Origin of the sequence: Rhodoferax sp. (genome assembly GCF_023700745.1) — a bacterium.
Taxonomy (GTDB): domain Bacteria; phylum Pseudomonadota; class Gammaproteobacteria; order Burkholderiales; family Burkholderiaceae_C; genus Rhodoferax.
Genome location: NZ_JAMPYG010000001.1, coordinates 394,371 through 418,888, shown reverse-complemented (window position 1 = coordinate 418,888; position 24,518 = coordinate 394,371). Strand labels below are relative to the sequence as shown.

Genomic DNA, 24,518 nt, shown 5'->3' with positions numbered 1-24,518 from the left:
TGCCCAGGAAGGGACTCGAACCCCCACGAAGTTACTCGCTAGTACCTGAAACTAGTGCGTCTACCAATTCCGCCACCTGGGCATTTCAGGAAAGAAAGGCATTGTATCAAAAATATTAAGCAAACCAGCGCATTGTTGGAAGAAGTTGAGGGAATAGTTCAAGGGCACCGTGATGGTCACGGTTTTGTCATCCGGGATGACGGCGAGTCCGACATTTACCTGCCGCCCAACGAGATGCGCGCTGTTCTGCACAAGGACCGCGTCAAGGTGCGTATTGTGCGCAGCGACCGCAAAGGTCGGCCCGAAGGGCGTGTCGTCGAGATCATGGAGCGCAGCACCCAGGTCATCATCGGGCGTTTGTTGTGCGAGAGCGGCATTTGGATTGTGGCGCCCGAAGACAAGCGTTACGGCCAGGATGTGATGATTCCGAAAGCCGCCACCGGCCTGGCCAAGGTGGGCCAGGTGGTGGTGGTCGAATTGACCGAGCCACCGGCGCTGTTTGGGCAGCCCGTTGGTCGCATCAAGGAAGTGCTGGGTGAAATGGATGACCCCGGCATGGAGATTGAAATCGCCGTGCGCAAGTACGACGTGCCGCATGAGTTTTCGGATGCCTGCATTGCGCAGGCGCGGGCCTTGCCGGATGCGGTGCGCGACCAGGACAAAAACCATCGCGTGGACCTGACCGATGTGCCGCTGGTCACCATCGATGGCGAAGATGCGCGCGACTTTGACGATGCGGTCTATTGTGAGCCCGTCAAGATCGGCCGGGGCAAGGCGGCCGTGTCCGGCTGGCGCTTGCTGGTGGCCATTGCCGATGTCAGCCATTATGTGGAAAACGGCTCGGCCATTGACATTGATGCCTACGACCGGGCCACCAGTGTCTATTTCCCACGCCGTGTCATTCCGATGCTGCCGGAAAAATTGTCCAACGGACTCTGTTCCCTGAACCCCGAGGTCGAGCGCCTGTGCATGGTCTGCGACATGATGGTGAGCCCCGACGGCGAGGTGACGGCTTACCAGTTTTATCCGGCGCTGATGTGGAGCCACGCGCGTTTTACTTATACCGAGGTGGCTGCGATTCTGGCCAATACCCGCGGCCCCGAGGCCTCCAGGCGCAAGGAGCGCATCCCAGATTTGATGAATCTGCACGATGTGTACCGCGCACTGCTGAAGTCGCGCGCGCGCCGTGGCGCTGTTGATTTTGAAACGGTGGAAACCCAGATCGTTTGCGACGACGCGGGCCACATTGAAAAAATTGTGCCGCGTACCCGCAACGACGCTCACAAGCTCATTGAAGAAGCCATGCTGGCAGCCAATGTCTGCAGCGCCGATTTCATTGCGCAAGGCAAACACGTCGGTTTGTACCGGGTGCATGAAGGCCCTACGCCCGAAAAAATTGAAATTCTGCGTAATTTCCTGAAAATCACCGGCATTGGCATGAGCATCAGCGACGACCCGGCACCGGGTGAGTTCCAGGCCATTGCCAACGCCACCAAGGACCGTCCGGACGCGCAGCAGATTCACACCATGCTGTTGCGCTCCATGCAGCAAGCCATCTATACGCCCGAAAACAGTGGCCATTTTGGCCTGGCGTTCGATGCCTATACCCACTTCACCAGCCCGATCCGGCGTTACCCCGATTTGCTGGTGCACCGGGTTATCAAGGCGATTTTGCTCAAGAGCAAATACCAGTTGCCGAACTTGCCGACACCGGGTGAAGCGCACGCCAAGTTGTCCAAGCGGCTGGAGAAAAACCTGGCTTCACGGGTCAAGGAACCTGGTCAAAAGCCCCGCAAGCCCAGTGTCGACATGCAGGCCTGGCAGGCTGCCGGCCTGCATTGCAGTGCCAACGAACGGCGTGCCGACGAGGCCAGCCGGGACGTCGAGGCTTGGCTCAAATGCAAGTACATGCGCGAGCATTTGGGCGAGGAGTTCAGCGGTGTGGTCAGTGCCGTGACCAGTTTCGGTATTTTTGTCACGCTCGATGCCATGTTCGTCGAGGGCCTGGTCCATATTACCGAGCTGGGTGGCGAGTATTACCGCTTTGATGAAGCGCGGCAGGAACTGCGCGGTGAGCGCACCGGCATGCGTTACGTGCTGGGTACCCGGGTGCGGGTACAGGTGAGCCGGGTCGACCTCGATGGGCGGCGCATTGATTTCCGGTTGTTGACCGAGACCGATGGTCTGCTGCCCCGTTTGTCGAAAGACAGGGATTTGGCACATGAGGGCACGGATCGGAAAGTGTTCGATGACGATGCCAGCCAGACCAAGGCAGGGCTGCGCAGCCGTAACATGGCGGAGCCATTGCCGCGCGCAGGAGCCCCCAAGCGCGCCGGTGGTATCAAGACACCAGCCCCAGGCAAAGCCAAAGACAAGACGCGTAAACCACGTCGCCGCAGTTAAAAAAACTTAAACCAATTGAAAATCATGACAGAAACAAACAAAGTTGCCCTGGTCACCGGGGCGGGTTCGGGTATTGGCAAAGCAGCCGCGCTGGCCTTGCTGGCCGGTGGCTGGCAGGTGGTGCTGGCGGGGCGACGGCTGCAGCCTTTGCTGGATGTGGCAGCCTTGTCTGGCGCGCCTGAGCGCGCCCTGGCGGTGGCTGCCGATGTCGCTCAGGAGGCTTCGGTGGTGGCCTTGTTCGATGCGGCCGTCGAAAAATTTGGCCGGGTCGATGTGCTGTTCAATAACGCCGGCACCAATGCACCGCCCGGTGTGCTGTTGGAAGACCTGGCATTGGCCGACTGGCAAAAAGTGGTGGACATCAACTTGACCGGCATGTTTTTATGCCTGCGCCAGGCCTTTCGGGTCATGAAGGCACAAAGCCCGATGGGCGGGCGCATCATCAACAACGGTTCCATCTCGGCCACCACACCGCGCCCCAATTCGGTGGCTTACACCGCCACCAAGCACGGCGTGTCGGGCCTGACCAAAACCGCTTCGCTTGATGGTCGCAAGTACAGCATTGCGGTAGGTCAAATTGACATTGGCAATGCGGCCACCGATATGACACAGCGCATGCAGACCGGCATTTTGCAAGCCAACGGCACCACGGCCATTGAGCCGGTGATGGACGTGGCGATAGTAGGCCAGTCGGTGCTGTACATGGCCAATTTGCCCTTGCAGGCCAACGTCATGTTTCATACCGTGATGGCCACCAACATGCCTTTTGCCGGGCGCGGTTAAAACTTGACTTACGCAGTCAGCGCTTTGGCCAGTTGCGAAGCCGTCAGCGCCTGATCCCGCGGCCAGAAGTCTGCGAGCTGGCCATGCTGATAGACGGCCTGGCAGGCGGCATCGAAGCCATTCAGACCACCAGCCAAACGCGCGCCGATCAAACCCGCCAGCACGTCACCGGTGCCGCCGGTGGCCAATCTGGCGTTGCCGGTTGGGTTGATGACAGGCGTTGTATCGGGTTGGGTAATCAGCGTGCCGGAGCCTTTGAGCACGACAGTGCAGGCAAAACGCCGGGCCAGTTGCTGCGCCGCTTCGAGCCGGTTGGCTTGAACCTCCGCCGTGCTGCATGCCAGCAGCCTGGCGGCTTCCAGCGGGTGCGGCGTCAGGATGGTGGCGCGTTGCTGTTGGCTACGTGCGCAGAGCAGCTCCTGGAGCGGGGTTGATTGGGCAATGGCATTGAGCGCATCGGCATCCATGACCAGGTGTTTGGCAGACTTGAATAGCAGCGGCAGATGCTTGGCTATGGCGGTGCCGCCACCGCAGCCACACACCACGCTCATGTTGTCCAACGCCAAGGTGTCCCAATGCCGGAACATCAGTTCAGGTTGGGTTGTATCAAATGGCAAAGCTTGCGCGTCAAGCAGGCTGGCAAACACCCGGCCCGCCCCCCCGTGCAATGCTGCGGAACCGGCCAACAGCGTGGCACCCGTCATGCCTTGGGCGCCGCCGATCACGACCACATCGCCATAACTGCCTTTGTGGCTGGCGTGCGTTCGGGTTGCTGTTGTCATTTGGCCCGCCAGCCAGGCACTGGGAGCCACCGATACGGCATCTGCTTGTCTGTGCTGCAAATCGTCCAGCCAGACGCTGCCCGCCAGATCGCGGCCATGGGCGGTAAAAAGCCCGGGCTTGAGGGTTAGCAGGCTCAGGGTGTGACTGGCCTTGACGTGGCTCGCGCCGGCGGCGCCGGTGTCTGCCTGCAAACCGGTTGGCACGTCAACGGCCAGCACAGGGGTGCCCAGATTGTTGATGTGCGCAATCCAATCGGCCATGAGTCCCGCAGGCTCCCGTAATTGGGAGCCAATGCCCAGCAGTGCATCGATGCACAAGTCAATCTGTTGCGGGAGCTGATCTACAAATTGCACGCCAGCGTCGATGGCGTTTTGATGCGAAATTTTTGTGTCGGCGGGGGCCTGCTCGGGATTTCCCAGCCAGCTCACTTGAGGGTGTTTGCCCCAGCGCTGCAAATGCATGGCCGCTTCCAATCCGTCGCCGCCGTTGTTGCCCGGGCCGGCCGCTATCCAGATGCGTTGGGCATGGGGGGCAATGGCCAGCGCCAGTTTGGCCACAGCCAGACCGGCGCGTGCCATCAGGGTATGCGGGGGCAGGGCTTGCTGTGCTTGTTGTTCGAGTTGCCGCGTTGCTGTCACGTCATGCAGCGCTTGCCGATTGCTAAATGTGACCTGTTGCACGGCACAACTCAAAGATCAGAACTCAAAGCAGTCACCTTCGCGGGCCAGGCGATAGACGGGGTCTCCGGCGTGGCGCGGGTGATCTGCCAGGGCCTCGGCAAAAGCAGCCTCCAGGGCATCGTCGCTGCGGGTGGGTTCATGATGGGTGCAAAACAGCGTTTTGGCCCCCGCTTTTTTGGCGTACTCGATACTGGTATGGTAGGTGCCATGCCCCCAGCCTTGTTTGGCCGGGTATTCGGCGCTGGTGTAGGAACAATCTGCAATCAGCACATCGACCCCTTGCATGGCGCGAATCAGGTAGTCATTTTTGGCCTCTATCTCAGCTTGGCATTGCGCAAAACCGGCTTCATCCGGCGCATAAATGTTGTAGGGAGGCTCATGGTCACCTGTGAAAAAAACAGACTTCCCGTTTTCTTCAATCCGGTAGCCAAAGTCAACCACCGGATGACTCATCACGTAAGGCGTGATGGTGGCGCTGCCGATCCGGATGCTTTGCTCTGGCGCCAAAGTGATGTACTCGATGCGCGCTTTCATTTCTTCTTCGCGCACGGGAAAGTAACTGTACTGAAGCTGCACCGCCATGACCTGTTCAATGCCCTTGCCTGAAACCGAATCAAAAGCACCATGCAAACGCATGGTGTTGCCGGCAATAAAGTTGGGCAGGAAGAACGGCAAACCCTGAATGTGGTCCCAATGCGAATGGGTGATCAGGACATGTGCTGTGACGGGCAATTCATTCAATAAAGTTTGCGATAGCGGGAAAATACCGGTACCGGCATCAATGATGATGAGTTCGTTGTTGTCGGTGCGAATTTCAATACAGGTGGTGTTGCCGCCATAACGCACGGTTTTGGGGCCTGGCGAGGCAATGGAACCACGAACTCCCCAAAATTTGACTTTCATGCCACACCTCTGGATTTTGCAAACCATGGGCACGCTTGCAAGCTGAAAGGCAAGCTTTTGTATTGTGTCTTTGTGTCTTTAACGCGCATGGGTACTAATCGTACTGCGAAAATTTTTATTCAAACCAGTTTTGTCCCACCCATCCCATGGGTAGTCGTTGGCCTTGCCTTCGGCGGTCAGGCGCACGATGTTAGTGAAACTGCCGACCATCAGCTTGGCATTGCCGGTTTCTCCCTGAACCGGGGCAACGCGTCATGCTGTTTTCTGCGCGGCTGCCTGGTCGCGGCGCAAGTGCCCGATCAGGGGTTGCTGGTCATCACGATTGCCCCATTGGTTGAAATACACCAGATTTTCCATGGGCAGCCGGGGCAGCCAGCCCGCACTTTCCAGTTCCGGTTTGGCATAGAAATGGCTGACGTAGCCGACGCACAGGTAGGCGATGGGGGTGATGCGGTTCGGAATTCCCAGTGCTTGCTGCAGTTCGGCCTGGTTGAAAATGCTCACCCAGCCAACCCCCAGGCCTTCGGCCCGCGCTGCCAGCCACAGGTTTTGGACGGCACACACGCTGCTGTACAGGTCCATGGTCTTCATGTGGGTACGTCCGACCACCACCGGACCGCTGCGTTCGCGGTCGCAGGTGATGCAGATGCCAACGGGTGACTCCAGAATGCCTTCGAGTTTCAATGACCGATAGACATCGCGTTTTTCACCTTTAAACATCTCTCCTGCCTCGGCATGGGCGACGGCAAACGCATCATGCACCCGGCGCTTGACTTGGTCCGACTGGACAACCAGAAAATTCCAGGGTTGCATGAAGCCAACCGATGGCGCGTGGTGTGCGGCCGTCAGAACGCGACTCAGTACCTCATCGGGAACCGGTGTTGGCAAGAACTGGCCACGTACATCGCGGCGGGAAAAAATGGCTCGATAAACCGCATCACGTGCTTCTTGTGTGAATGCGTGTGTTTCCTGGATGGCTTGCGCCGACATTGTTTTCATGACATTCCCCTCATGTGAAAAATAAATGCGCTGCCTGGCCGTGCAGCTTGATGGTTTTTCAGGCCGGTCTTCTGACTCGGATTCATCTGAACCAGGCGCCTTCCCGGCATACGCCAGTGGCATCAAGCCTGGGTCATCCTCCTTACAGCGTTGGGCACGTGGCGGAATCACACCGCCTTCCCGATTCTCCTGTCGCCTTGCAGCGACGGGCACCTGAAGGCCGCCATTATGAATGGTGAAGTTGTAGAATCCGTCCGTTGGTGCTCGCGGCGTGGTTCACATACCGCAGTTCAACGGGAAGCAGGAGGGTGCGGCATTCATGCCAAACCTAACCTGCGCTGCCCCCGCAACGGTAAGTGGACGCGTCGCAAGACGCAGCTCCCATCACAGCCACTGAGCGTTTTGAACACGCGCTTGGGAAGGCGATGGAGGTTGTTCCACCAGCCCGGATACCGGCCAACACGGTGGCTGCGCGCGCAAGCGTGCAACCGTGACGCTCAGGCACTGTCGGGGACGACGGTGAGAGCTTTTGATGGTCCTTTTTCTCAACTATGAAAACTTTTGTATTTTCCAAGCGCGGTTGCACACCCGTGCGTTTGTGCGCGTCTGTTTTGGCTGTCTTTGCGGCTTTTCCGGTTCTGGCGCAGGGCCAGGCCTCTGGAACGCTGGGGGAGGTGGTGGTGACGGCGACGCGAACCGAGCAGCCGTTGACCGATGTTTTGGCCGACGTCAGCATCATTGACCGCGATGTGATCGAGCGCAGCGGCGCAGCAGGTGTTGCCGACGTGTTGAGTCGCCTGCCTGGCATGACCATCACACAGACGGGTGGTGCTGCCACACCGACCAGTGTTTACATCAGGGGTGCGGAAAGCCGCTTCACAGCAGTTTTTATAGACGGCGTGCGGGTGGATTCGCAGTCAACAGGTGGCGCACCCTGGGAAAGCATCCCGCTGCTGCAGGTGGAGCGCATCGAGGTGTTGCGTGGCCCGGCCGCAGCTATTTACGGGTCTGACGCCGTTGCCGGAGTGGTGCAGATATTTACCAAGCAGGGCGTCAAAGGGTTTGCACCGTCAGTGAGTGTGGGCCTTGGCAGCAACAACACCCGGGAAGTTAACGCCTCGCTGCTGGGTGGCTCTGATGACGTGGACTATGCCCTGGGTTTGGGGCACAGCGAAACCGATGGCTTTAACGCCAAGACATCCGGCAATCCGGACCGTGATGGCGCCCGCAGCCGGTCTTTTTCCGGGCGTTTGGGCTGGAAGCTGCAACCCGGCCACAAGCTAGAGCTGACCGCGTTAGACAACGACCTGAAGGCTGGTTACGACGCCAACCCCGTGAGTGCAGCAGATGATCAAACGCAGCGGCACTTGCAGACCATTGGGTTGAACTGGACCGCCCGCTGGAGTGATGTCTGGAGTTCCCGCTTGTCATTGACCCGTGGAACCGATCACTACGAGACGACCCCTTCTGTTTATGTGACGGACACGCAGGTCAACAGTTATTTGCTGCACAACGAGTGGCGCGTTGGGCCAGGCTTGTTGACCGCTGCCCTGGAGCGGCGCGAAGACGAGCTGGAAAACGCCAGTACCTCCCCCAAAACCACCCAGCGCAGCCAGAATGCCGTGGCCTTAGGCTATGGTTTTCGCAGCGGTGCCCACACCCTGCAAGTGAACGCCCGCCAGGACGACGACAGCGAGTTTGGCGACAAGTCGACCGGATCATTGGCTTATGGGTATGAGTTGGTTCCGGGCCTCAGGGTAATGGTTTCGAAGAGCACTGGTTTTCGGGTTCCTACGCTTTTCCAGCGGTTCAGCATCTACGGCGTGCCCGCTTTGAAAGCGGAAACATCGGACAACACCGAGGCTGCCATCCGTTGGCAAGCCGGCTACAACCAAGCCGCGTTGGTGGTTTACCGCAACGATGTGGAAAACCTGATCAACTACGTGACCGGACCGGGTTCATGTGTGAACGGTACGGGCACGTATGCGGGTTGTTACGGCAACACCGGCCAGGCGCGCCTGTCTGGTACCACCCTCACAGGATCAACGCAATGGGCAGGGATCAATTGGGGTGCTTCCATTGACTGGATGAACCCGATCAACACGCAGACCGACAAGGTGCTGGCCCGGCGTGCCCGCAAACAAGCGACTCTGACCGTGGACATGCCCATGCGTGAATGGCGACTGGGAGCAGAGTGGCAATATGCTGGTGAACGCTTCGACAACGCCTCCAACTCTATTCGCCTAGCGCCCTATTCGCTGCTTAACCTGACCGCAACCCGATCGATCGCGCGAGACTGGCAACTGCTGGCCCGGGTGAGCAACCTGGCCGACAAGGACTATGTGCTGGCCAATGGTTATGCCACAGCCGGACGTACCGTGTATCTGGGCTTGACCTGGTCACCCAAGTAAACGAGCGTCTTGATGAACCACCGCACCTGCCCCGCCCTTCTCGTCGCAGCACCCGCCTCAGGCCAGGGCAAAACCACGATCGTTTCTGCCCTGGCACGGTTGCATGCCCGCCAAGGCAGAAAAGTGCGGGTGTTCAAGTGCGGGCCTGATTTTCTGGATCCGGTCTGGCATGAACTCGCCAGCGGCGCACCGGTCTATCAGCTTGATTTGTGGATCAATGGCGAGGCCGACTGCCGCGCGCGGCTGGCCGCGGCAGCACGTGAGGCGGACCTGATCCTGGTCGAAGGGGTCATGGGCCTGTTTGACGGAACACCCAGCGCGGCCGATCTGGCACAGCGTTTTGGCTTGCCGGTGCTGGCGGTGATTGATGCCGGGGCCATGGCGGGCACGTTTGGCGCGCTGGCGTTTGGCTTGCAGCATTACCAGCCAGATGTACCTTGGGCTGGCGTGCTGGCCAACCGGGTCGCCAGTGAGCGTCACGCGGAGATGTTGCGCTCAAGTGTGCGGGAGCCAGAACAGTGGCTGGGCGCCGTCATACGCAATCCGGCCATGGTCCTGCCCGAGCGGCATTTGGGCCTGACGGTGGCCAGCGAGGTGGTGGACGCCCTGGATCGACTCGATGCAGCGGCAGATGCGCTGGCCGCAACGCCGCTAGGGAAGATGACGCTGGACGATTGGCAACGGTGGCGGGTGGATTTCACCGCCGCGCCGCCCGTGCAGCGGATCCAGCCGTTGTTGCAAGGCCAAACCATCGCCGTGGCGCGCGATGCGGCGTTTTGCTTCATTTACGCGGCCAACCTGGATTGCTTGCGCGACCTGGGCGCTGACGTGGTGTTTTTCTCGCCCTTGAACGACTCTGCCTTGCCACCCTGCGACGCGGTTTGGTTGCCCGGCGGTTATCCAGAATTGCACGCGGCGCAACTGGCCGCGAACACGGCGCTGCGTGACAGCCTGGCGGCGCATGTGGCGCAACACAAACCGGTGTGGGCCGAGTGCGGCGGCATGATGACGCTGTTTGACACCTTGGTCACTTCCGGCTGTGAATCGTACCCGTTGTGGGGCTTGTTGCCCGGAGTGGTCACCATGCACAAGCGCCTGGCTGCCCTGGGGCCGCAGCAGCTCGCGCTTGCCAGTGGCACGCTGCGCGGCCACACTTTTCATTACTCCACCACCGAGACGACGTTGCACAACGTGGTCCGCACCGCGCGCCCGGACACCGATCCGTTGCCCGATGCGGGTGAGCCGCTATGGCAGCATGGCAGTGTGCGCGCCAGCTACTTCCATGCGTGGTTTGACTCCTGTCCGGATGCCGTGGTGGAACTGTTTTCGCCGCCCGCTGTGTCTGTTACTGCGCAGGTGCGGGTATGAGTCTGTTGTTCATGCCCCAAGGCCCGAAGCGCATCGTCTGCCTGACCGAGGAAACCACCGAGTGGCTCTACCTGCTGGGGCAGGAAAGCCGCATTGTGGGCATCTCGGGCTACACCGTGCGGCCGCGGCGGGCGCGCGATGAAAAGCCGCGGGTGAGCGCGTTCACCAGCGCCAAGATCGACAAGATCCTGGCGCTGGAGCCTGACTGCGTGCTGGGCTTTTCCGACATGCAGGCCGATATTGCTGCCGCGCTGATCCGTGCCGGGGTGCCGGTCACGGTGTTCAACCAGCGCAGCGTGGCGCAGATTTTTGATATGCTCCTTCAGGTGGCAGCCATGGTCGGGCAGGGCGCACAGGGCCTGGCGCTGATTGCGAACATGCAGCAGCAGTTGGCAGCGCTTGCTGAGGCGGCCACTGCTTTGCCGCGCCGCCCAAAAATTTACTTTGAAGAGTGGGATGTGCCGCACATCAGCGCCATCCAGTGGGTGTCGGAACTCATTGGCATCGCCGGGGGCGACGATATTTTTCCTGAGCTGGCGGCACAGTCGTTGGGCAAGAACCGCATCATCGCAGAGGGCGCCGAGATCGTGCGGCGCAACCCCGACATCATCATTGGTTCGTGGTGCGGCAAGAAGTTTCGTCCCGAGTCGGTTGCGGCGCGGCCCGGCTGGGGCGATGTCACGGCGGTGAAAACAGGGCAGATTTTTGAGATCAAGTCGGCTGACATCCTGCAGCCCGGCCCGGCTGCACTGACTGACGGCGTCGCGGCCTTGCACCGCATCGTGATGGCCTGGCATCAGGCCCATGGGTAAGCAGATGGACATCGCCCGCAGCGAACTCATTCTGGGTGGCCAGAAAAGCGGCAAATCGCGCCGTGCCGAAAATCTGGCGCAAAGCTGGCTGGCGCAATCTGGCAGCCACCGCGCGGTGATGATTGCCACCGCGCAAGCCTGGGACGACGAGATGACGCAGCGGATTGCACGCCACCAGGCAGATCGTGCGCAGCGCGTGCCAGACATGACGACGGTGGAAGCGCCCTTGCACTTGGCACAGGCCATCCAGCGCCACAGCAGCCCTGACACCCTGATCGTGGTCGATTGCCTGACGCTGTGGCTGACCAACTGGCTCATGCCGGTGCATGCCAATGCGGCGGATCGCGCACAAGCGTTGTCCATTGAAACGGGGCAGCTGTTGCAGTCGATCACCGACGCCCCCGGGCCACTGGTGCTGGTGGGCAACGAGATTGGCCTGGGCGTGATCCCGCTGGGGCGCGAGGTGCGCGTGTTTGTCGATGCGCTGGGCCTGCTCAACCAGCAGGTGGCCGCCGCCTGCGCGCGCGCCACGCTGATGGCTGCAGGCCTGCCCCTGACGTTGAAGGACTTGTCATGAAGCGTTTGATATGCCTGACCCTGACGTTTTTTGCCGCACTGGCCCACGCGTACGAGGTCACCGATGACGCCGGGGTGGTGGTGCATTTTGAGCAGCCGCCGCAACGCATCGTCAGCCTGTTGCCCTCCTTGGCCGAGACCGTGTGCGCGCTGGGCCAGTGTGCCAGGCTGGTGGGGGTGGATCGTTATTCGGATTACCCGGTCAGCCTTAAGAAGCTGCCGCAAGTGGGCGGCGGACTCGACCCGAACATCGAGGCCATTGTCGCCCTGCGCCCCGACGTGGTGTTGATGGCCACCTCTTCGCGTGCCAGCGAGCGGCTGCGCACGCTGGGCATCCGGGTGCTGTCGCTGGAGCCCAAAACCCATGCCGACGTGCAGCGGGTGATGCTCAAAATTGGTCAGGTGCTGGCTGTGGCGGACGCCGCCAGCATCTGGCGCACCATCGACGCGGCGGTGTCGGCGGCGGCGCAGTCGCTGTCAGCCAGCGCTCGTGCGACGCGGGTCTACTTTGAGGTCAACCAGGGCCCCTACGCGGCGGGCGAGTCGTCCTTCATTGGTGAAACCCTGGCGCGCCTAGGGGTGAAAAACATCGTGCCCGCCGCGCTCGGGCCGTTTCCCAAGCTCAACCCCGAATTCATCGTGCGCGCCAATCCGGACGTGATCATGATCGGCGAGCGCAGCGCGGGCGGCCTGACGCAGCGCCCCGGCTGGCACAGCATGCGCGCCGTGCGCGAGAACCGGCTGTGCATTTTCTCCACCGAGCAGGCCAACGCGCTGGTGCGTCCGGGTCCGCGCATGGCTGAAGGTGCGCGGCTGATGGCGCAGTGCCTGGCAGACAAAGCGCCGCCGGCGGCCAGCAAGGGGATGCCGTGACCTTACAGCGTCTGTCACCGCTGGTGGGGGCTTTGCTGGCCCTGAGCCTGGGGCTGCTGGCACTGGGCGTGTGCGTGGGCAGCACCGGCTTTGAGAATCTGCTGGCGCCCCTTTGGCATACGGAGATTGACCCGTCCGCCACCGCCATGGCGCAACAAATTGTGGGTCAGATCCGCCTGCCGCGCACCCTCGGGGCGTGGACCGCGGGCGCCTTGCTGGGGTTGGCCGGGGCGGTGGCGCAGGGGCTGTTTCGCAATCCGCTGGCCGACCCGTATTTGCTTGGTAGCGCTTCCGGCGCGTCGCTGGGCGTGGCGCTGGCCCTGGCTGTGCTGGGCGGCGGCGTGGGCATGCTGGGTGGCAACATGATGAATGGCGGCGCGGTGGTCAGCGTGTTTTCCGGCAGCGTGCTGGTGCGCCTGGGCCTGACCGGTGCGGCCTTTGCCGGTGCGGTGTTGGCGGTGCTGTTGACGCTGGCCTTGTCACGCGGGGTGCAGCATACGCTGCGCCTGTTGCTGGCCGGCGTGGTGGTGGGCGTGGTGCTGGGTGCGACCACCCAATTGGTGCTGCTGGCCTCGCCCGATTCGCTGCAGGCCATGCAGGCCTTCATGCTGGGTTCCACCGCCTTTGTCGGCTGGACGGCCTGCGCGCTGATGCTGGGGGTGCTGGGCTTGTGTGTGCTCTGCGCCGGCTTGCTGGGGCGGGTGCTGGATGGACTGAGCCTGGGCGAGGCCACCGCGCACAGCCTGGGCCTGCCGCTGGCCCCGTTGCGCCTGGCCCTGGTGGCGGTGCTGGCGCTGGCCACCGGCACGGCGGTGGCGCAAACGGGGCTGATCGCCTTTGTTGGCTTGGCCGCGCCGCACCTGGTGCGCTCGGTCATCAAAACCACGCATGGCCGGCTGATGGGCTTGTCCAGCCTCGTGGGCGGCGTGTTGCTGACGAGCGCAGACATTCTGGCGCGCGGCCTGCTGGCCCCGCAAGAACTGCCGGTCGGGGTATTGACCGCGGTGCTGGGCGGCGGTTACCTGCTGTGGCTGATGCGCCGCAACAGCCGCATCACAGCCGGAGGTGGTCTGTGAAAAACGTGACACCTTCAATCGCTATTCAGGCAGAAAACATCAGGGCCAGTATCGGCGATACCCGGATACTGCACGGGATCACGCTGGGCTTGCCGCAAGGCCGCTGGACCAGCATCGTCGGGCCCAACGGGGCGGGCAAGTCGACCCTGCTCAAGGTGTTGGCGGGCTTGCTGGCGCACACAGGCAGCGTCACGTTGCTGGGTCAGCCCTTGCAACGCTTGCCAGGCCGGGTCCGTGCGCGCCAGCTGGCCTGGCTGGGCCAGAACGAAGCCGCTGGCGACGATCTGACGGTGTGGGATGTGGCCATGCTCGGTCGCCTGCCGCACCAGGCCTGGTTGGCCGCGCCCAGCGAGGCCGATCGCGCGGCGGTGGAAATCGCCCTCAAATCCACCGGCGCCTGGGACTGGCGGCAACGAGCCCTGGGTCAGCTCTCGGGCGGCGAGCGTCAGCGCGTGCTGCTGGCCCGAGCGCTGGCGGTGCAGGCGCAGGTGCTGCTGATGGACGAGCCGCTGGCCAATCTGGACCCGCCGCACCAGGCCGACTGGCTGGGCGTGGTGCGTTGCCTGCTGGAGAGCGGGGTCACCGTGGTCAGCGTGTTGCATGAAATCTCGATGGCGCTGCACTCGGACGAGTTGGTCATCATGGCCGCAGGCCGAGTCACCCATCAAGGCCCGTGTGCCGACCCCGTGACCCACCGGGCGCTGGAAGACGTGTTTGACCAGCGCATCAGCATTTACCCGATTGCCGATCAATGGATCGCCCTGCCCAATTAAATTTTTTTTATTCAACCCATGCAAATCGAAACACCCCCCACTGACAAACCTTATGACAAACCCGAAGGCGAGCGCCGCGGCCTCGTTATCGTCAACACCGGCGACGGCAAAGGCAAAAGCACCGCGGCCTTTGGCCTGGCGCTGCGTGCGCACGGGCGTGGCAAAGCGGTCAAGATTTTCCAGTTCATGAAAGTGCCCAGCGCACGCTTTGGCGAACACCGCATGTTTGAGCAACTCGGCATTCCCATTGAAGGTCTGGGAGATGGCTTCAGCTGGAAAAGCCAGGACCTGGAGCATTCTGCCCAACTGGCGCGTGAGGGTTGGCAAAAGGCCAAAGCGGCCATTCTGGGTGGCGACCACTTCATGGTGACGCTGGACGAAATCACCTACCCGCTGATCTACGGCTGGATGCCGCTCGACGACGTGCTGGAAACCCTCAAAGGCCGCCCCAGCCACGTGCATGTGGTGCTCACCGGGCGGCGTTGTCCATCCGAAATCATCGAACTCGCCGACACGGTGACCGAGATGACGCTGATCAAGCACGCCTTCAAGGCCGGCATTCCGGCCCAGCGCGGCATTGAAGATTGAGACAGGGTCTTGCACCACCGTTTTGTTGACCTTTTTTTGTACGAAAAACCAATGATGACTGAACACACTGTCGATCCATCGACTACCCATCCCTTGCACTTTCATGCCTGCCTCGATACGCACACCAAACGCCCCGCTGCGGGTCAGCGCGTCTGGTTGGTTGAAGCGGTTCTGGCCCTGCTGGAGCTGCCTTTTTCAGACCTGATGTTCCAGGCGCAGACCGTGCACCGCAGCCACTTTGACCCGAATCTGGTGGAGCTGGCCACGCTCTTGTCGGTGAAGACCGGTGGCTGCCCGGAGGACTGCGGTTACTGCCCGCAAAGCGTGCACTTTGACACCGGTGTTGACGCCGGCAAGCTCATGGCGGTGGCTGCGGTGCGCGACGCCGCGCTGCAAGCCAAAGCCGCCGGCGCCACGCGCTTTTGCATGGGCGCTGCCTGGCGCGCGCCCAAGGACCGTGATATCGAAGCCGTGGCCGAACTGGTCAGGGCCGTGAAGGACACCGGGCTGCAAGCCTGTGCCACGCTGGGCATGCTCGCCGACGGCCACGCCGAAACCCTGCGCGACGCCGGACTGGACTACTACAACCACAACCTGGACAGTGCGCCCGACTTTTATGGCGACATCATCACCACGCGCGATTACCAGGACCGGCTCGATACCTTGGCGCGCGTGCGCAACGCCGGGGTCAGCGTGTGCTGCGGCGGCATTGTGGGCCTGGGCGAGTCGCGCCTGCAGCGCGCCGGGCTGATTGCCGAGCTGGCGAATCTGGCGCCGTACCCGGAGTCGGTGCCCATCAACCATCTGGTCAAAGTGGCTGGCACCCCGTTGGCCGAGCAGCCCGACCTGGACCCGCTGGAATTTGTGCGCACCATTGCGGTCGCGCGCATCACCATGCCACTGGCGCGCGTGCGCCTGTCAGCCGGGCGCCAGAGCATGAGTGATGCGGTACAGGCGCTGTGCTTTGTAGCCGGTGCCAATTCCATTTTTTATGGCGAGAAACTGCTCACCACCCCCAATCCGCAAGGCAACGACGACCTGGCGCTGCTGGCGCGTTTGGGCCTGCGCACCGGGCAGCCGGTGGCGCGGCCTTGAAGGATGCCTCTTGTTTGACGCATTGACCCTGCTCCCCGGGCAGGCCAGCGCGCAGGCGTTGGCTGCGGCCCTGTTGGTCGCCTTGCTGATTGACCATGTCCTGGGTGAGCCGCCCGCGCGTCTGCACCCTGTGGTGTGGATGGGTAATTACCTGAGCTGGGCAGGGCGCAGGGTGCAACGCGTGGCCTGGCAGCCGTCTTCCATGGAGACCGGAGCGGCGGCCGTGCCGACCCCCAAAGACGTCAAGGTGTTTTGGCTTGCAGCCATCTATTGGATGGTGGGAGCCGTGGGTTGTTTGCTGGCGCTTGACGCGTTGCAACGCTTGGTGATGCAACTGCCTGCGTGGCTGGCGGCGCTGTTGTTGGGGTTGTTGCTCAAACCTTTATTGGCCTGGACCATGCTCAAAAGCGAGGTGCGGGCGGTGGACGTTGCGCTCGGGCAATCGCTCGAAGTGGGTCGGGAACGGCTGGGCTGGCTGGTGAGCCGTGACGTGTCAGTCCTGAGTGAAGCGCAGGTGCGGGAAAGCGCCATCGAGTCGCTGGCCGAAAACCTCAACGACTCGGTGGTTGCGCCCATTTTTTGGTTTGTGCTGCTGGGTCTGCCCGGCGCGGCCTTGTACCGCTTTGCCAACACGGCCGATGCCATGTGGGGCTACCAGGGTGTTTACAAGGGGCAAAATTGGCAATGGGCCGGCAAGTGGGCGGCGCGTGCGGACGACGTGCTTTCCTGGCTGCCCGCGCGCTTGACGGCGCTGCTGCTGGCGTTGGTCAGTCGGACGCACTGGAAGCCGGTGTGCCGCGAGGCGGCCAAAACCCCGTCGCCCAACAGTGGCTGGCCGATGGCGACGATGGCGTTGGCGCTGGACATCCGGCTCGGCAAGCCCGGTGTGTATGTGCTCAACCCGGCAGGTCGCCAGCCCACCCGGATGGATACGGCACGTGCCCTGATGTATGCAGAAAAAGTGATTGTTACCCTCACAGCCATGGCATTGATGGCGCTTGTTTTGAGATCGGTGGTGGTGTCATGACCGCGCAAGCGCTCTCAAGCTGGGTCCATGGCGGTGTCGATGCACTGGGTGCAGCGCGCGTGGATTTTTCCACCAACAGCAATGCCTGTGGCCCCTGCCCGCCAGCCTTGGCTGCCGTGCAAGCGGCTGATGCCACGCTTTACCCCGATCCGTTGTACAGCGCGTTGCGCCAGCGTCTGGCTGCGTTCCACCGGGTCAGGCCAGAGCGCGTGCTGTTGGCGGGCAGTGCCAGCGAATTCATCTTTCGCATCACCGCCTGGGCTTGGCAGCAGGGCGTGCGCCGCGTGCAGTTGCCCGCCCACCACTACGGCGACAATGCCCGCGCCGCGCAGGCTTGGGGGCTGCAGCGTGCTGCCGATGGCGCTGGTGCGCTGGTCTGGGGCTGCGAGCCGTCAAGTCCGCTGGGGCAGGCCCACCAGCCGTGGTGCCTGGATGCTGCGCATACCGTGGTGTTGGACCGCGCCTACGCACCCTTGCGCCTGAGCGGCGCGCCGTCCCTGAGTGACGCTCAACTCGACCTCGTCTGGCAGCTGTTCACACCCAACAAAGCGCTCGGTTTGACAGGTGTGCGTGCGGCGTATGTGATCGCGCCAGCCGGGGCATCCACAAGCCAGCAAGGTCAAATTGATGCTGCGGTGGCAGGCCTCAACCTGATCGCCCCGTCGTGGCCGCTGGGCGCGCATGGGGTGGCGCTGTTGCAAGCCTGGGTGATGCCAGAGGTGCAAGCCTGGCTGTTTGCGTACCTGCCGACGCTGCGCGATTGGAAAGCGCGCCAGATCGACATGCTGCAAAACTTGGGCTGGACCTGCCTGCCCAGCGAGGCGAATTTTTTCTGCGCCCAGCCGCCGCAGCCGCTCGATTTGGCAGCGCTGCGCGCAGCGCACGGCATCAAGCTGCGCGACTGTGCCTCGTTTGGCCTGCCAGGCTGGGTGCGGCTGGGGGTGTTGGGACCGCAGGCGCAAGCGCTGCTGGCCTGCGGACTGCAAGAAAACAAGTTGATCCCAGCACATGTGGAGCATTTTCAATGACCGCTACCTGCATCATGGTGCTGGGCACCACCAGCGGCGCGGGCAAGAGCTGGCTGACCACTGCGCTGTGCCGTTACTTTGCGCGTCAGGGCCTGAAAGTGGCGCCGTTCAAGGCGCAAAACATGAGCAACAACGCCAGGGTTGTTGCCTCTCAAGATGGCCAGGGCGAAATCGGCAGCGCCCAATACTTTCAGGCCTTGGCCGCCAAGGCCGAGCCCGAGGTACGCATGAACCCGCTGCTGTTGAAACCCGAGGCCGACACCCACAGCCAGGTGGTGCTGATGGGGCAGGTCAGTGACGCGCTGACGGTCATGCCCTGGCGCACCCGCAGCAACCACGTCTGGCCCCAGGTCGCCGCGGCGCTCGATGAACTGCGAGCCGCCAACGACGTGGTGGTGATCGAAGGCGCGGGCTCGCCCGCCGAGATCAATTTGTCGGGCAGCGACATCGTCAACATGCGCGTGGCGCGCCACTGCGCCGCCGCCTGTCTGCTGGTGACCGACATTGACCGGGGCGGCGCGTTTGCCCATCTGTACGGTACCTGGGCGCTGCTGCCCGCGGATGAGCGTGCGCTGATCAAGGGTTTTGTGCTGAACAAGTTTCGCGGCGATGCCAGCCTGCTGGCCCCCGCGCCGCAGAGGCTGCAGGATTTGACGGGCATCCCCACCGTGGCGACCTTGCCAATGTGGTGGCAGCATGGGCTGCCCGAGGAGGATGGCGTTTTCGATGACAGAAGCACCAGCCAGGGCGCTGTCAATCTGACCGTGGCGGTGGTGGCTTATCCGCGCATCAGCAACCTGGACGAGTTCCAGCCGCTGAAAAACATCCCCGGTGTGCGGCTGATGTGGGTGCGCTCACCCGCCGATCTGGCGGCGCTGACGGCAAGGGATTGGGTGGTCTTGCCCGGCTCCAAAGCCACCAGCGCCGATCTGGCCTGGCTGCGCGCGCAGGGGCTGGATGCCGCAGTGGCGCGCCACGCGGCGCGGGGTGGGGCGGTGCTGGGCGTGTGTGGTGGTCTGCAAATGCTGGGCGAGGCGCTGATTGACCCGCACAACATCGAAGGCAATGCCCCGGGCCTGGGTCTGCTGCCGCTGGTGACCGTGTTTGAGGCGGTTAAAACAGTATGCCGCACGCAGACTTGCTTTGATACCGCGATGGCGGAGGGCGCCGGCCTGCCCCCGGCCGGTGCTGCGACGGCGTTAGCCTCACCCTGGGCCGCGCTGGCTGGCGTGCCGCTCAGTGGCTACGAAATCCACCAGGGTCAGACCGCGCAGCACGCTGCCATGGCCCAAGCCGGTGACGTGGCGCGTGCCGTGTTGCCGGGTGGTTTGGGCTGGCTCAATGCCTCTGGCAACGTGCTGGGCATTTACCTCCACGGCCTGTTTGAAGACCCTGCGGCTCTGCAGGCGCTGTTTGGCACGCGCCTGAGCGGCCCGGTGCCGACGCTGGAAACCGTGTTTGAGCGCATGGCCGACTTTGTTGAAAGCCATTTCGAACCAGGCGTGCTCAATGGCTTGCTGGCCCATGCGCCGCCCGGCGCTGGCGCTTCATGAACCTGTATTCCCCTTCATTGTTGACAGAACCATTGATCCAGAGACCTTATGAACACCCATTTCCCCCAACTGACCGACATCCGCAGCCCCACCTTCACCCAGGCGCTGCAGCACAAAATTGACACCAAGACCAAGCCGCTGGGCGCGCTGGGCCGACTGGAAACCCTGGCCCTGCAGTTGGGCGAAATTCTGGGCTCTCATTGTCCCGAGTTGAAAGACCCGCAACTGGTGGTGTTTGCCGGTGACCACGGGTTGGTGCGGCGCGGTGTCTCGGCTTTTCCGCAGGACGTGAGCTGGCAGATGGTGGAAAACTTTCTGGCTGGTGGTGCGGCGGTGAGTGTGTTTGCGCGGCTCAACCAGATTGCCCTGACGGTAGTGGACTGTGGTGTCAACCACGATTTTCTGGCTGGTTTGCCTGCCGGTGCCGGGCGTCCGGGCCTGCAGGTGCGCAAGGTTCCCGGCGCTGAACAGGGTACGGCCGACGCGTCTGAACAGGCGGCGATGACCCCGCTGCAATGCCAGCAGGCCCTACAAAACGGCATCGAGCTGGTCAAGGCGCTGCCCGGCAATGCGCTGCTGCTGGGTGAAATGGGCATTGGCAACACCTCGGCGGCATCGCTGCTGCTGGCGCGCCTGGGCGGACTCGATGTTGAACTGTGCACCGGGGCGGGAACGGGTCTGGATGCGCCTGCCGTGCAGCGCAAGACCGCCGTCCTGCGCGACGTGCTGGCACGCCACCCGCAGGCACAGGCACCGCTGGAGGCCTTGGCCGCTTTTGGCGGTTTCGAGATTGCCACCATGGTGGGTGCGGTACTGCAGGCGGCCCATGAGCGCCGGGTGATTGTGGTCGATGGTTTCATCGCCAGCAGTGCCGTGCTGGTGGCCCACGCGCTGCAACCGCTGGTGCTGCAGCGATGCGTGTTTGCCCACCGTTCGGGCGAGCGCGGCCATGAGTTCATGCTGCAACATCTGGGCGTGCAGGCATTGCTGGACCTGGGCTTGCGTCTCGGCGAAGGTTCGGGTGCGGCGCTGGCCTGGCCGCTGTTGCAATCGGCCTGCGCCATGCTGCGCGAGATGGCCAGTTTTGCGTCGGCGGGGGTATCAGAAAAGGCCTCGGAGCCAGTCGAATCGGTGTAATGTTCGGCGCTGACGCTGCTATTGAAAACCATGCCCTTCTTTTTTCTTCAATTCATTCGCCACTATTTGCTGAGCCTGCAATTTTTCACCCGCATACCGGTTAGCGGGCGGCTGGCTGATTGGGTGGGTTTCAGTCCGGCCATGTTGCGCGCCAGCGCCGGCCATTTTCCGGGGGTGGGCGTGTTGATCGGTGGCCTGCTGGCACTGTTGACTGCTGGCTTGCTGGCCTGGTTGCCGCCCACCGGCTCAGCACCGCTGGTGGCGGCGGCGCTGGGCACGGCCCTGGGGGTGTTGCTGACCGGCGCGTTTCACGAAGACGGCTTGGCAGATGTGGCCGATGGGCTGGGCGGCAGTGCCGACCGCGACCGGGCTTTGGTCATCATGAAAGACTCGCGGGTGGGTGCTTTTGGCGCCATCGCCGTGGTGCTGGTGTTGCTGTGCAAAGTGGCCTTGCTGGCGCTGCTGGGTGACATTGGTGCGCCGCTGATGGTGGCTGCGCTGTTTGTCGCCCATGTGGTGTCGCGCACCTGGCCGCTGCTGACCATTCGTTTGCTGCCGCATGTGGGTGATGCGGCAGGTTCCAAATCAAAGCCCTTGGCCGATCAGATCAGTATCTTGGCTTTGTGCGCCGGCTTGCTCTGGTGCGGTCTGGCGCTGGCCTGGGTGGTCTATGTGCAGTCAGAAACAGCTTACATTGCCATCGATGTTGCCGACGAGGGTTTGCTGCAGGCTTTGTTCAACGCGATGCTGGCCTCTGGCCTCGCCTGGGCCGTGATGACGCGCTGGTTTTGGCGGCGTCTGGGCGGTTTCACCGGCGACTGCCTGGGGGCCACGCAGCAGGTCTGCGAAGTCGCGTTTTACCTGGGGCTGGGGTTGAGCCTGTGATCTGGCTGGTGCGCCATGCGCAGCCCCTGATTGCGCCCGGCGTTTGTTACGGCGCGCTGGATGTCCCGGCCGACGCGCAAGCCACGCAGCAAGCGGCCCAAGGCCTGGCCCAGCGCCTGCCGCCCGGGGTTCGGGTGCAAGCGTCGCCGCTGCTGCGCTGCCAGCAACTGGCCCAGGCCCTGCAGGTTTTGCGGCCTGATGTGTGCCTCCACACCGAGGTGCGGTTGGCTGAGATGAACTTTGGCAGCTGGGAGGGCCAGCGCTGGGACGCGTTGCCGCCTGCTGCCTTGGCGGCCTGGACCAGCGATTTTTGGCGCCACCGTGCAGGTGGTGGGGAATGTGTGGCCGACTTCATGGGCCGTGTTGCCGAGGTCTGGGATGGCGCCATGGCGGCTGGTCTGGCATACAGGCCGCAGGTGTGGCTGACCCATGCCGGCGTGATGCGTGCCGCGCGCTTGATCGCGTCGGGCCAACGCGAGCTGCGTTCGGCGGGGGATTGGCCAACGGCTGCGCCTGGTTTCGGGCAGTGTTGGCGTTACCAGGCGTCGTCTGGCTGGCTGGAAGATGCTCTTTGACGCAGGGTGAGGCGCTTGTTGCCGGGGCCGCAGCGCGCATTGGGTATCTGACTGCGCTCATGTCCCCCGGTTCGGGCTGAGGCCCGAACCTCCTCCTTGACTTCGCTCCGTCAGACACCCAACGCACGCTGCTCGGTTGGTGGCGCCAGGGGCTTGTGAGGGTATTGGATTATGCTGCCAGGTCATGCGGGCCAAGGCAGGTGGCCGATGTCGCAAAGCGAAGCGCGTCTGAGGCCGCCTGCCTTGGCCCGCATGGCCCATCACCGATCAGTTCTTTGGCTGCGGCGTTTTGTCTTTGAAGTCGCAATACGGCGCCACCGCACAGTGCCAGCATTGCGGCTTGCGTGCCTGGCACACGTAGCGTCCCAGCAAGATCAGCCAGTGGTGGGCGTGTACCTGGTAGGCCTTTGGGATGCGTTTGAGCAGTTTGAGCTCCACGGCCAGCGGCGTTTTGCCCGGCGCCAGACCGGTGCGGTTGCTGACCCGAAAGATGTGTGTGTCGACCGCCATGGTGGGCTCGCCAAAGGCCACGTTGAGCACCACATTGGCCGTTTTGCGGCCCACGCCGGGCAGCGTTTCAAGTGTCTCACGCGTGCGCGGTACCTCACCGTTGTAGCGTTCCACCAGGATCTGGCAGGTTTGCAGCAGGTGTCTAGCTTTGCTGTGGTACAGGCCAATGGTCTTGATGTAGTCCTCCAGCCCGTCCAGGCCCAACGCCAGCATTTTTTGCGGTGTGTTGGCCACCAGGAACAGGCGTTCGGTGGCTTTGTTAACACCCACGTCAGTGGCCTGGGCCGACAGCAGCACGGCAGCCAGCAGTTCGAACACGCTGCTGTATTTCAGCTCGGTTTGTGGCTGCGGGTTGGCGGCGGCCAAAGTGGCAAAGAATTTTTCAACGGCGTTGGTGTTCATGGGTTCCATCAAGAGGTGCGGTCAACAAAGCTTGGGCAGGGGCCAATCATCGGTGACAATTTGGCCTCCACTTATCCGAGCTTATCCCATGCAATTTGCCTCCCGACTCGACGCCATTGAAACCTCTGCCATCCGTGAGCTCTTCAAGTTGCTGGGCAAGCCCGGCATCATCAGCTTTGCCGGTGGCTTTCCCGATCCGGCACTGTTTGATGCCGAGGGCATTGCGCAGTCCAGCCACGCGGTGCTGACGCAGAACCCCGGCCCGGTGCTGCAATACGGCGCTACCGAAGGCTTTCAGCCACTGCGCGAAGGCATCAGCCAATTCATGGCAGGCAAGGGCAGCACGGTGACACCCGAGGGCCTGATCGTCACCACCGGCAGCCAGCAGGCGCTTGACCTGATCGGCAAAACCATGATCTCGCCCGGTGACAAGGTCATTGTCGAGGCGCCCACTTTCCTGGCCACCATCCAGTGTTTCCGGCTTTACGGCGCGCACATCATCGGCGCGCCGATTGATGCCGATGGCGTCGATGTGGACAAGCTCCAAGCCCTGATTGAAGAACACCAGCCTAAACTGGTTTACCTGATCCCCACCTTTGGCAACCCGAGTGGTGCCACCCTGAGCCTGGCGCGGCGCCAGCGCATTCTGGAAATTGCGGCGCGCACGCAGACGCTGATTGTCGAGGACGACCCTTATGGCGAGCTGTACTTTGATACGCCGCCGCCAGCCAGCCTGCTGGCCCTCAGCGACAGTGTGCCCGGCAGCCGCGACTGGCTTGCGCATTGCGGCAGTTTCAGCAAGATACTGAGCCCCGGTTTGCGGGTGGGCTGGATGATTGCCCCGCCCGAACTGCTGGCCAAGGCGACCATGTGCAAGCAGTTCAGCGACGCCCATACCAGCAATCTGACGCAGGCCATTTGTGCCCATTACCTGACGCTGAACCGCTTGAACGACACGCTTGGCCTGGTGCGCCGCACCTACGCCGAGCGCGCCCGGGTCATGGCCGAGTCATTGCGTCGTGAGCTCGGTGATGCGATCACGTTCAACCAGCCCAAGGGGGGCATGTTCTTCTGGGCCAGGCTCACCGGAGCCAACGGCAGCAACCCCAGCGCGCCGGAGTTTGCCAAACGCGCCATCGACAAACTGGTCGCCTTTGTGCCAGGTGCACCGTTTTATGCCCATGACCCGGATATGGCCACGCTGCGCCTGAGCTTTGCCACCGCCGATGTGGCCAGGATCGAAGAGGGCATTGGTCGCCTGGGTCGTGCCCTGTAGTT

General features: G+C 62.5%; 22 protein-coding genes, 1 tRNA gene and 2 riboswitches. Of the genes, 18 read left to right on the top strand and 5 right to left on the bottom strand.

The window, feature by feature from the left end; genetic code table 11:
- Positions 1-82 (bottom strand) — tRNA-Leu (locus tag NDJ10_RS02065).
- 23 nt (positions 83-105) lie between these two features.
- On the opposite strand from NDJ10_RS02065, the gene rnr reads away from it, so the two are divergent.
- Both rnr and NDJ10_RS02055 read left to right on the top strand, forming a co-directional pair.
- Positions 106-2,403, top strand: a complete 2,298-nt coding sequence (gene rnr / locus NDJ10_RS02060; protein ID WP_296159430.1) for a ribonuclease R — start codon at positions 106-108, stop codon at positions 2,401-2,403.
- Between the two features lie 24 nt (positions 2,404-2,427).
- Positions 2,428-3,186 (top strand): SDR family oxidoreductase, encoded by a 759-nt coding sequence (locus tag NDJ10_RS02055; RefSeq protein WP_296159400.1) that lies wholly within the window; start codon positions 2,428-2,430, stop codon positions 3,184-3,186.
- Positions 3,187-3,194: 8 nt separating this feature from the next.
- Here the strand turns inward: NDJ10_RS02055 and NDJ10_RS02050 are convergent, their stop codons facing one another.
- The 3 genes from NDJ10_RS02050 to bluB form a co-directional block, all read right to left on the bottom strand.
- A complete protein-coding gene (locus NDJ10_RS02050) occupies positions 3,195-4,649 on the bottom strand; it encodes an NAD(P)H-hydrate dehydratase (RefSeq protein ID WP_296159399.1) in 1,455 nt (484 codons plus the stop codon).
- Positions 4,650-4,664: 15 nt separating this feature from the next.
- Complete coding sequence (locus NDJ10_RS02045) at positions 4,665-5,552, bottom strand: MBL fold metallo-hydrolase (protein ID WP_296159397.1); 888 nt, start codon at positions 5,550-5,552, stop codon at positions 4,665-4,667.
- 252 nt (positions 5,553-5,804) lie between these two features.
- On the bottom strand, positions 5,805-6,542 hold the full coding sequence (bluB, locus tag NDJ10_RS02040) for a 5,6-dimethylbenzimidazole synthase (RefSeq protein WP_363318683.1): 738 nt from the start codon (positions 6,540-6,542) through the stop codon (positions 5,805-5,807).
- Between the two features lie 52 nt (positions 6,543-6,594).
- A riboswitch (cobalamin riboswitch) is annotated at positions 6,595-6,783 on the bottom strand.
- Between the two features lie 9 nt (positions 6,784-6,792).
- Positions 6,793-7,027, top strand: a riboswitch (cobalamin riboswitch).
- Positions 7,028-7,102: 75 nt separating this feature from the next.
- Here bluB and NDJ10_RS02035 point away from each other — a divergent pair.
- From NDJ10_RS02035 to NDJ10_RS01965, 15 genes are all read left to right on the top strand, one after another.
- The gene (locus NDJ10_RS02035; protein ID WP_296159395.1) at positions 7,103-8,962 is read left to right on the top strand and encodes a TonB-dependent receptor; all 1,860 of its coding nucleotides are present in this window, start codon (positions 7,103-7,105) and stop codon (positions 8,960-8,962) included.
- A gap of 12 nt (positions 8,963-8,974) precedes the next feature.
- Entirely contained in the window at positions 8,975-10,330 is a 1,356-nt protein-coding gene (locus NDJ10_RS02030) for a cobyrinate a,c-diamide synthase (protein ID WP_296159394.1), read from the top strand.
- Positions 10,327-11,142, top strand: coding sequence for an ABC transporter substrate-binding protein (locus tag NDJ10_RS02025; RefSeq protein WP_296159393.1), 816 nt, complete (start codon positions 10,327-10,329; stop codon positions 11,140-11,142). The genes NDJ10_RS02030 and NDJ10_RS02025 overlap by 4 nt, the downstream gene beginning before the upstream one ends.
- Complete coding sequence (gene cobU, locus NDJ10_RS02020) at positions 11,135-11,719, top strand: bifunctional adenosylcobinamide kinase/adenosylcobinamide-phosphate guanylyltransferase (protein WP_296159392.1); 585 nt, start codon at positions 11,135-11,137, stop codon at positions 11,717-11,719. Before NDJ10_RS02025 ends, cobU begins: the two co-directional genes overlap by 8 nt.
- Positions 11,716-12,591 carry a helical backbone metal receptor gene (locus NDJ10_RS02015; protein ID WP_296159390.1) on the top strand — a complete coding sequence of 292 codons (876 nt, stop codon included), beginning with the start codon at positions 11,716-11,718 and terminating at the stop codon, positions 12,589-12,591. The genes cobU and NDJ10_RS02015 overlap by 4 nt, the downstream gene beginning before the upstream one ends.
- Positions 12,588-13,667 (top strand): iron ABC transporter permease, encoded by a 1,080-nt coding sequence (locus NDJ10_RS02010; protein WP_296159389.1) that lies wholly within the window; start codon positions 12,588-12,590, stop codon positions 13,665-13,667. The genes NDJ10_RS02015 and NDJ10_RS02010 overlap by 4 nt, the downstream gene beginning before the upstream one ends.
- Before the next feature lie 5 nt (positions 13,668-13,672).
- Positions 13,673-14,440: an ABC transporter ATP-binding protein gene (locus NDJ10_RS02005; RefSeq protein WP_296159388.1), complete on the top strand. Its 768-nt coding sequence runs from the start codon at positions 13,673-13,675 to the stop codon at positions 14,438-14,440.
- Positions 14,441-14,458: 18 nt separating this feature from the next.
- Positions 14,459-15,028 (top strand): cob(I)yrinic acid a,c-diamide adenosyltransferase, encoded by a 570-nt coding sequence (cobO, locus tag NDJ10_RS02000; protein ID WP_296159387.1) that lies wholly within the window; start codon positions 14,459-14,461, stop codon positions 15,026-15,028.
- A gap of 93 nt (positions 15,029-15,121) precedes the next feature.
- A complete protein-coding gene (gene bioB / locus NDJ10_RS01995; protein WP_363318682.1) occupies positions 15,122-16,123 on the top strand; it encodes a biotin synthase BioB in 1,002 nt (333 codons plus the stop codon).
- Positions 16,124-16,133: 10 nt separating this feature from the next.
- A complete protein-coding gene (gene cbiB, locus NDJ10_RS01990; protein ID WP_296159385.1) occupies positions 16,134-17,150 on the top strand; it encodes an adenosylcobinamide-phosphate synthase CbiB in 1,017 nt (338 codons plus the stop codon).
- The gene (locus tag NDJ10_RS01985) at positions 17,147-18,178 is read left to right on the top strand and encodes an aminotransferase class I/II-fold pyridoxal phosphate-dependent enzyme (protein ID WP_296159384.1); all 1,032 of its coding nucleotides are present in this window, start codon (positions 17,147-17,149) and stop codon (positions 18,176-18,178) included. Before cbiB ends, NDJ10_RS01985 begins: the two co-directional genes overlap by 4 nt.
- Positions 18,175-19,731 carry a cobyric acid synthase gene (locus NDJ10_RS01980; RefSeq protein ID WP_296159382.1) on the top strand — a complete coding sequence of 519 codons (1,557 nt, stop codon included), beginning with the start codon at positions 18,175-18,177 and terminating at the stop codon, positions 19,729-19,731. Before NDJ10_RS01985 ends, NDJ10_RS01980 begins: the two co-directional genes overlap by 4 nt.
- A gap of 48 nt (positions 19,732-19,779) precedes the next feature.
- Entirely contained in the window at positions 19,780-20,868 is a 1,089-nt protein-coding gene (gene cobT, locus NDJ10_RS01975) for a nicotinate-nucleotide--dimethylbenzimidazole phosphoribosyltransferase (protein ID WP_296159381.1), read from the top strand.
- A gap of 30 nt (positions 20,869-20,898) precedes the next feature.
- The gene (locus NDJ10_RS01970; protein WP_296159380.1) at positions 20,899-21,753 is read left to right on the top strand and encodes an adenosylcobinamide-GDP ribazoletransferase; all 855 of its coding nucleotides are present in this window, start codon (positions 20,899-20,901) and stop codon (positions 21,751-21,753) included.
- Positions 21,750-22,328, top strand: coding sequence for a histidine phosphatase family protein (locus NDJ10_RS01965; protein WP_296159379.1), 579 nt, complete (start codon positions 21,750-21,752; stop codon positions 22,326-22,328). Before NDJ10_RS01970 ends, NDJ10_RS01965 begins: the two co-directional genes overlap by 4 nt.
- Positions 22,329-22,595: 267 nt before the next feature.
- On the opposite strand, the gene nth is transcribed toward NDJ10_RS01965, so the two are convergent.
- Complete coding sequence (gene nth, locus NDJ10_RS01960) at positions 22,596-23,240, bottom strand: endonuclease III (RefSeq protein WP_296159378.1); 645 nt, start codon at positions 23,238-23,240, stop codon at positions 22,596-22,598.
- Between the two features lie 88 nt (positions 23,241-23,328).
- On the opposite strand from nth, the gene NDJ10_RS01955 reads away from it, so the two are divergent.
- Positions 23,329-24,516, top strand: a complete 1,188-nt coding sequence (locus tag NDJ10_RS01955; RefSeq protein ID WP_296159377.1) for a PLP-dependent aminotransferase family protein — start codon at positions 23,329-23,331, stop codon at positions 24,514-24,516.
- The last annotated feature ends 2 nt before the right edge of the window (positions 24,517-24,518 follow it).

What these genes read in the sequence shown, in the direction of transcription:
- NDJ10_RS02055 (WP_296159400.1), top strand. Translation starts at nt 2,428, where the DNA reads ATGACAGAAACAAACAAAGTTGCCCTGGTCACCGGGGCGGGTTCGGGT.
- NDJ10_RS02045 (WP_296159397.1), bottom strand. Translation starts at nt 5,552, where the DNA reads ATGAAAGTCAAATTTTGGGGAGTTCGTGGTTCCATTGCCTCGCCAGGC.
- bluB (WP_363318683.1), bottom strand. Translation starts at nt 6,542, where the DNA reads ATGTCGGCGCAAGCCATCCAGGAAACACACGCATTCACACAAGAAGCA.
- NDJ10_RS02035 (WP_296159395.1), top strand. Translation starts at nt 7,103, where the DNA reads ATGAAAACTTTTGTATTTTCCAAGCGCGGTTGCACACCCGTGCGTTTG.
- NDJ10_RS02030 (WP_296159394.1), top strand. Translation starts at nt 8,975, where the DNA reads ATGAACCACCGCACCTGCCCCGCCCTTCTCGTCGCAGCACCCGCCTCA.
- NDJ10_RS02025 (WP_296159393.1), top strand. Translation starts at nt 10,327, where the DNA reads ATGAGTCTGTTGTTCATGCCCCAAGGCCCGAAGCGCATCGTCTGCCTG.
- cobU (WP_296159392.1), top strand. Translation starts at nt 11,135, where the DNA reads ATGGGTAAGCAGATGGACATCGCCCGCAGCGAACTCATTCTGGGTGGC.
- NDJ10_RS02015 (WP_296159390.1), top strand. Translation starts at nt 11,716, where the DNA reads ATGAAGCGTTTGATATGCCTGACCCTGACGTTTTTTGCCGCACTGGCC.
- cobO (WP_296159387.1), top strand. Translation starts at nt 14,459, where the DNA reads ATGCAAATCGAAACACCCCCCACTGACAAACCTTATGACAAACCCGAA.
- NDJ10_RS01985 (WP_296159384.1), top strand. Translation starts at nt 17,147, where the DNA reads ATGACCGCGCAAGCGCTCTCAAGCTGGGTCCATGGCGGTGTCGATGCA.
- NDJ10_RS01980 (WP_296159382.1), top strand. Translation starts at nt 18,175, where the DNA reads ATGACCGCTACCTGCATCATGGTGCTGGGCACCACCAGCGGCGCGGGC.
- cobT (WP_296159381.1), top strand. Translation starts at nt 19,780, where the DNA reads ATGAACACCCATTTCCCCCAACTGACCGACATCCGCAGCCCCACCTTC.
- NDJ10_RS01970 (WP_296159380.1), top strand. Translation starts at nt 20,899, where the DNA reads ATGCCCTTCTTTTTTCTTCAATTCATTCGCCACTATTTGCTGAGCCTG.
- nth (WP_296159378.1), bottom strand. Translation starts at nt 23,240, where the DNA reads ATGAACACCAACGCCGTTGAAAAATTCTTTGCCACTTTGGCCGCCGCC.
- NDJ10_RS01955 (WP_296159377.1), top strand. Translation starts at nt 23,329, where the DNA reads ATGCAATTTGCCTCCCGACTCGACGCCATTGAAACCTCTGCCATCCGT.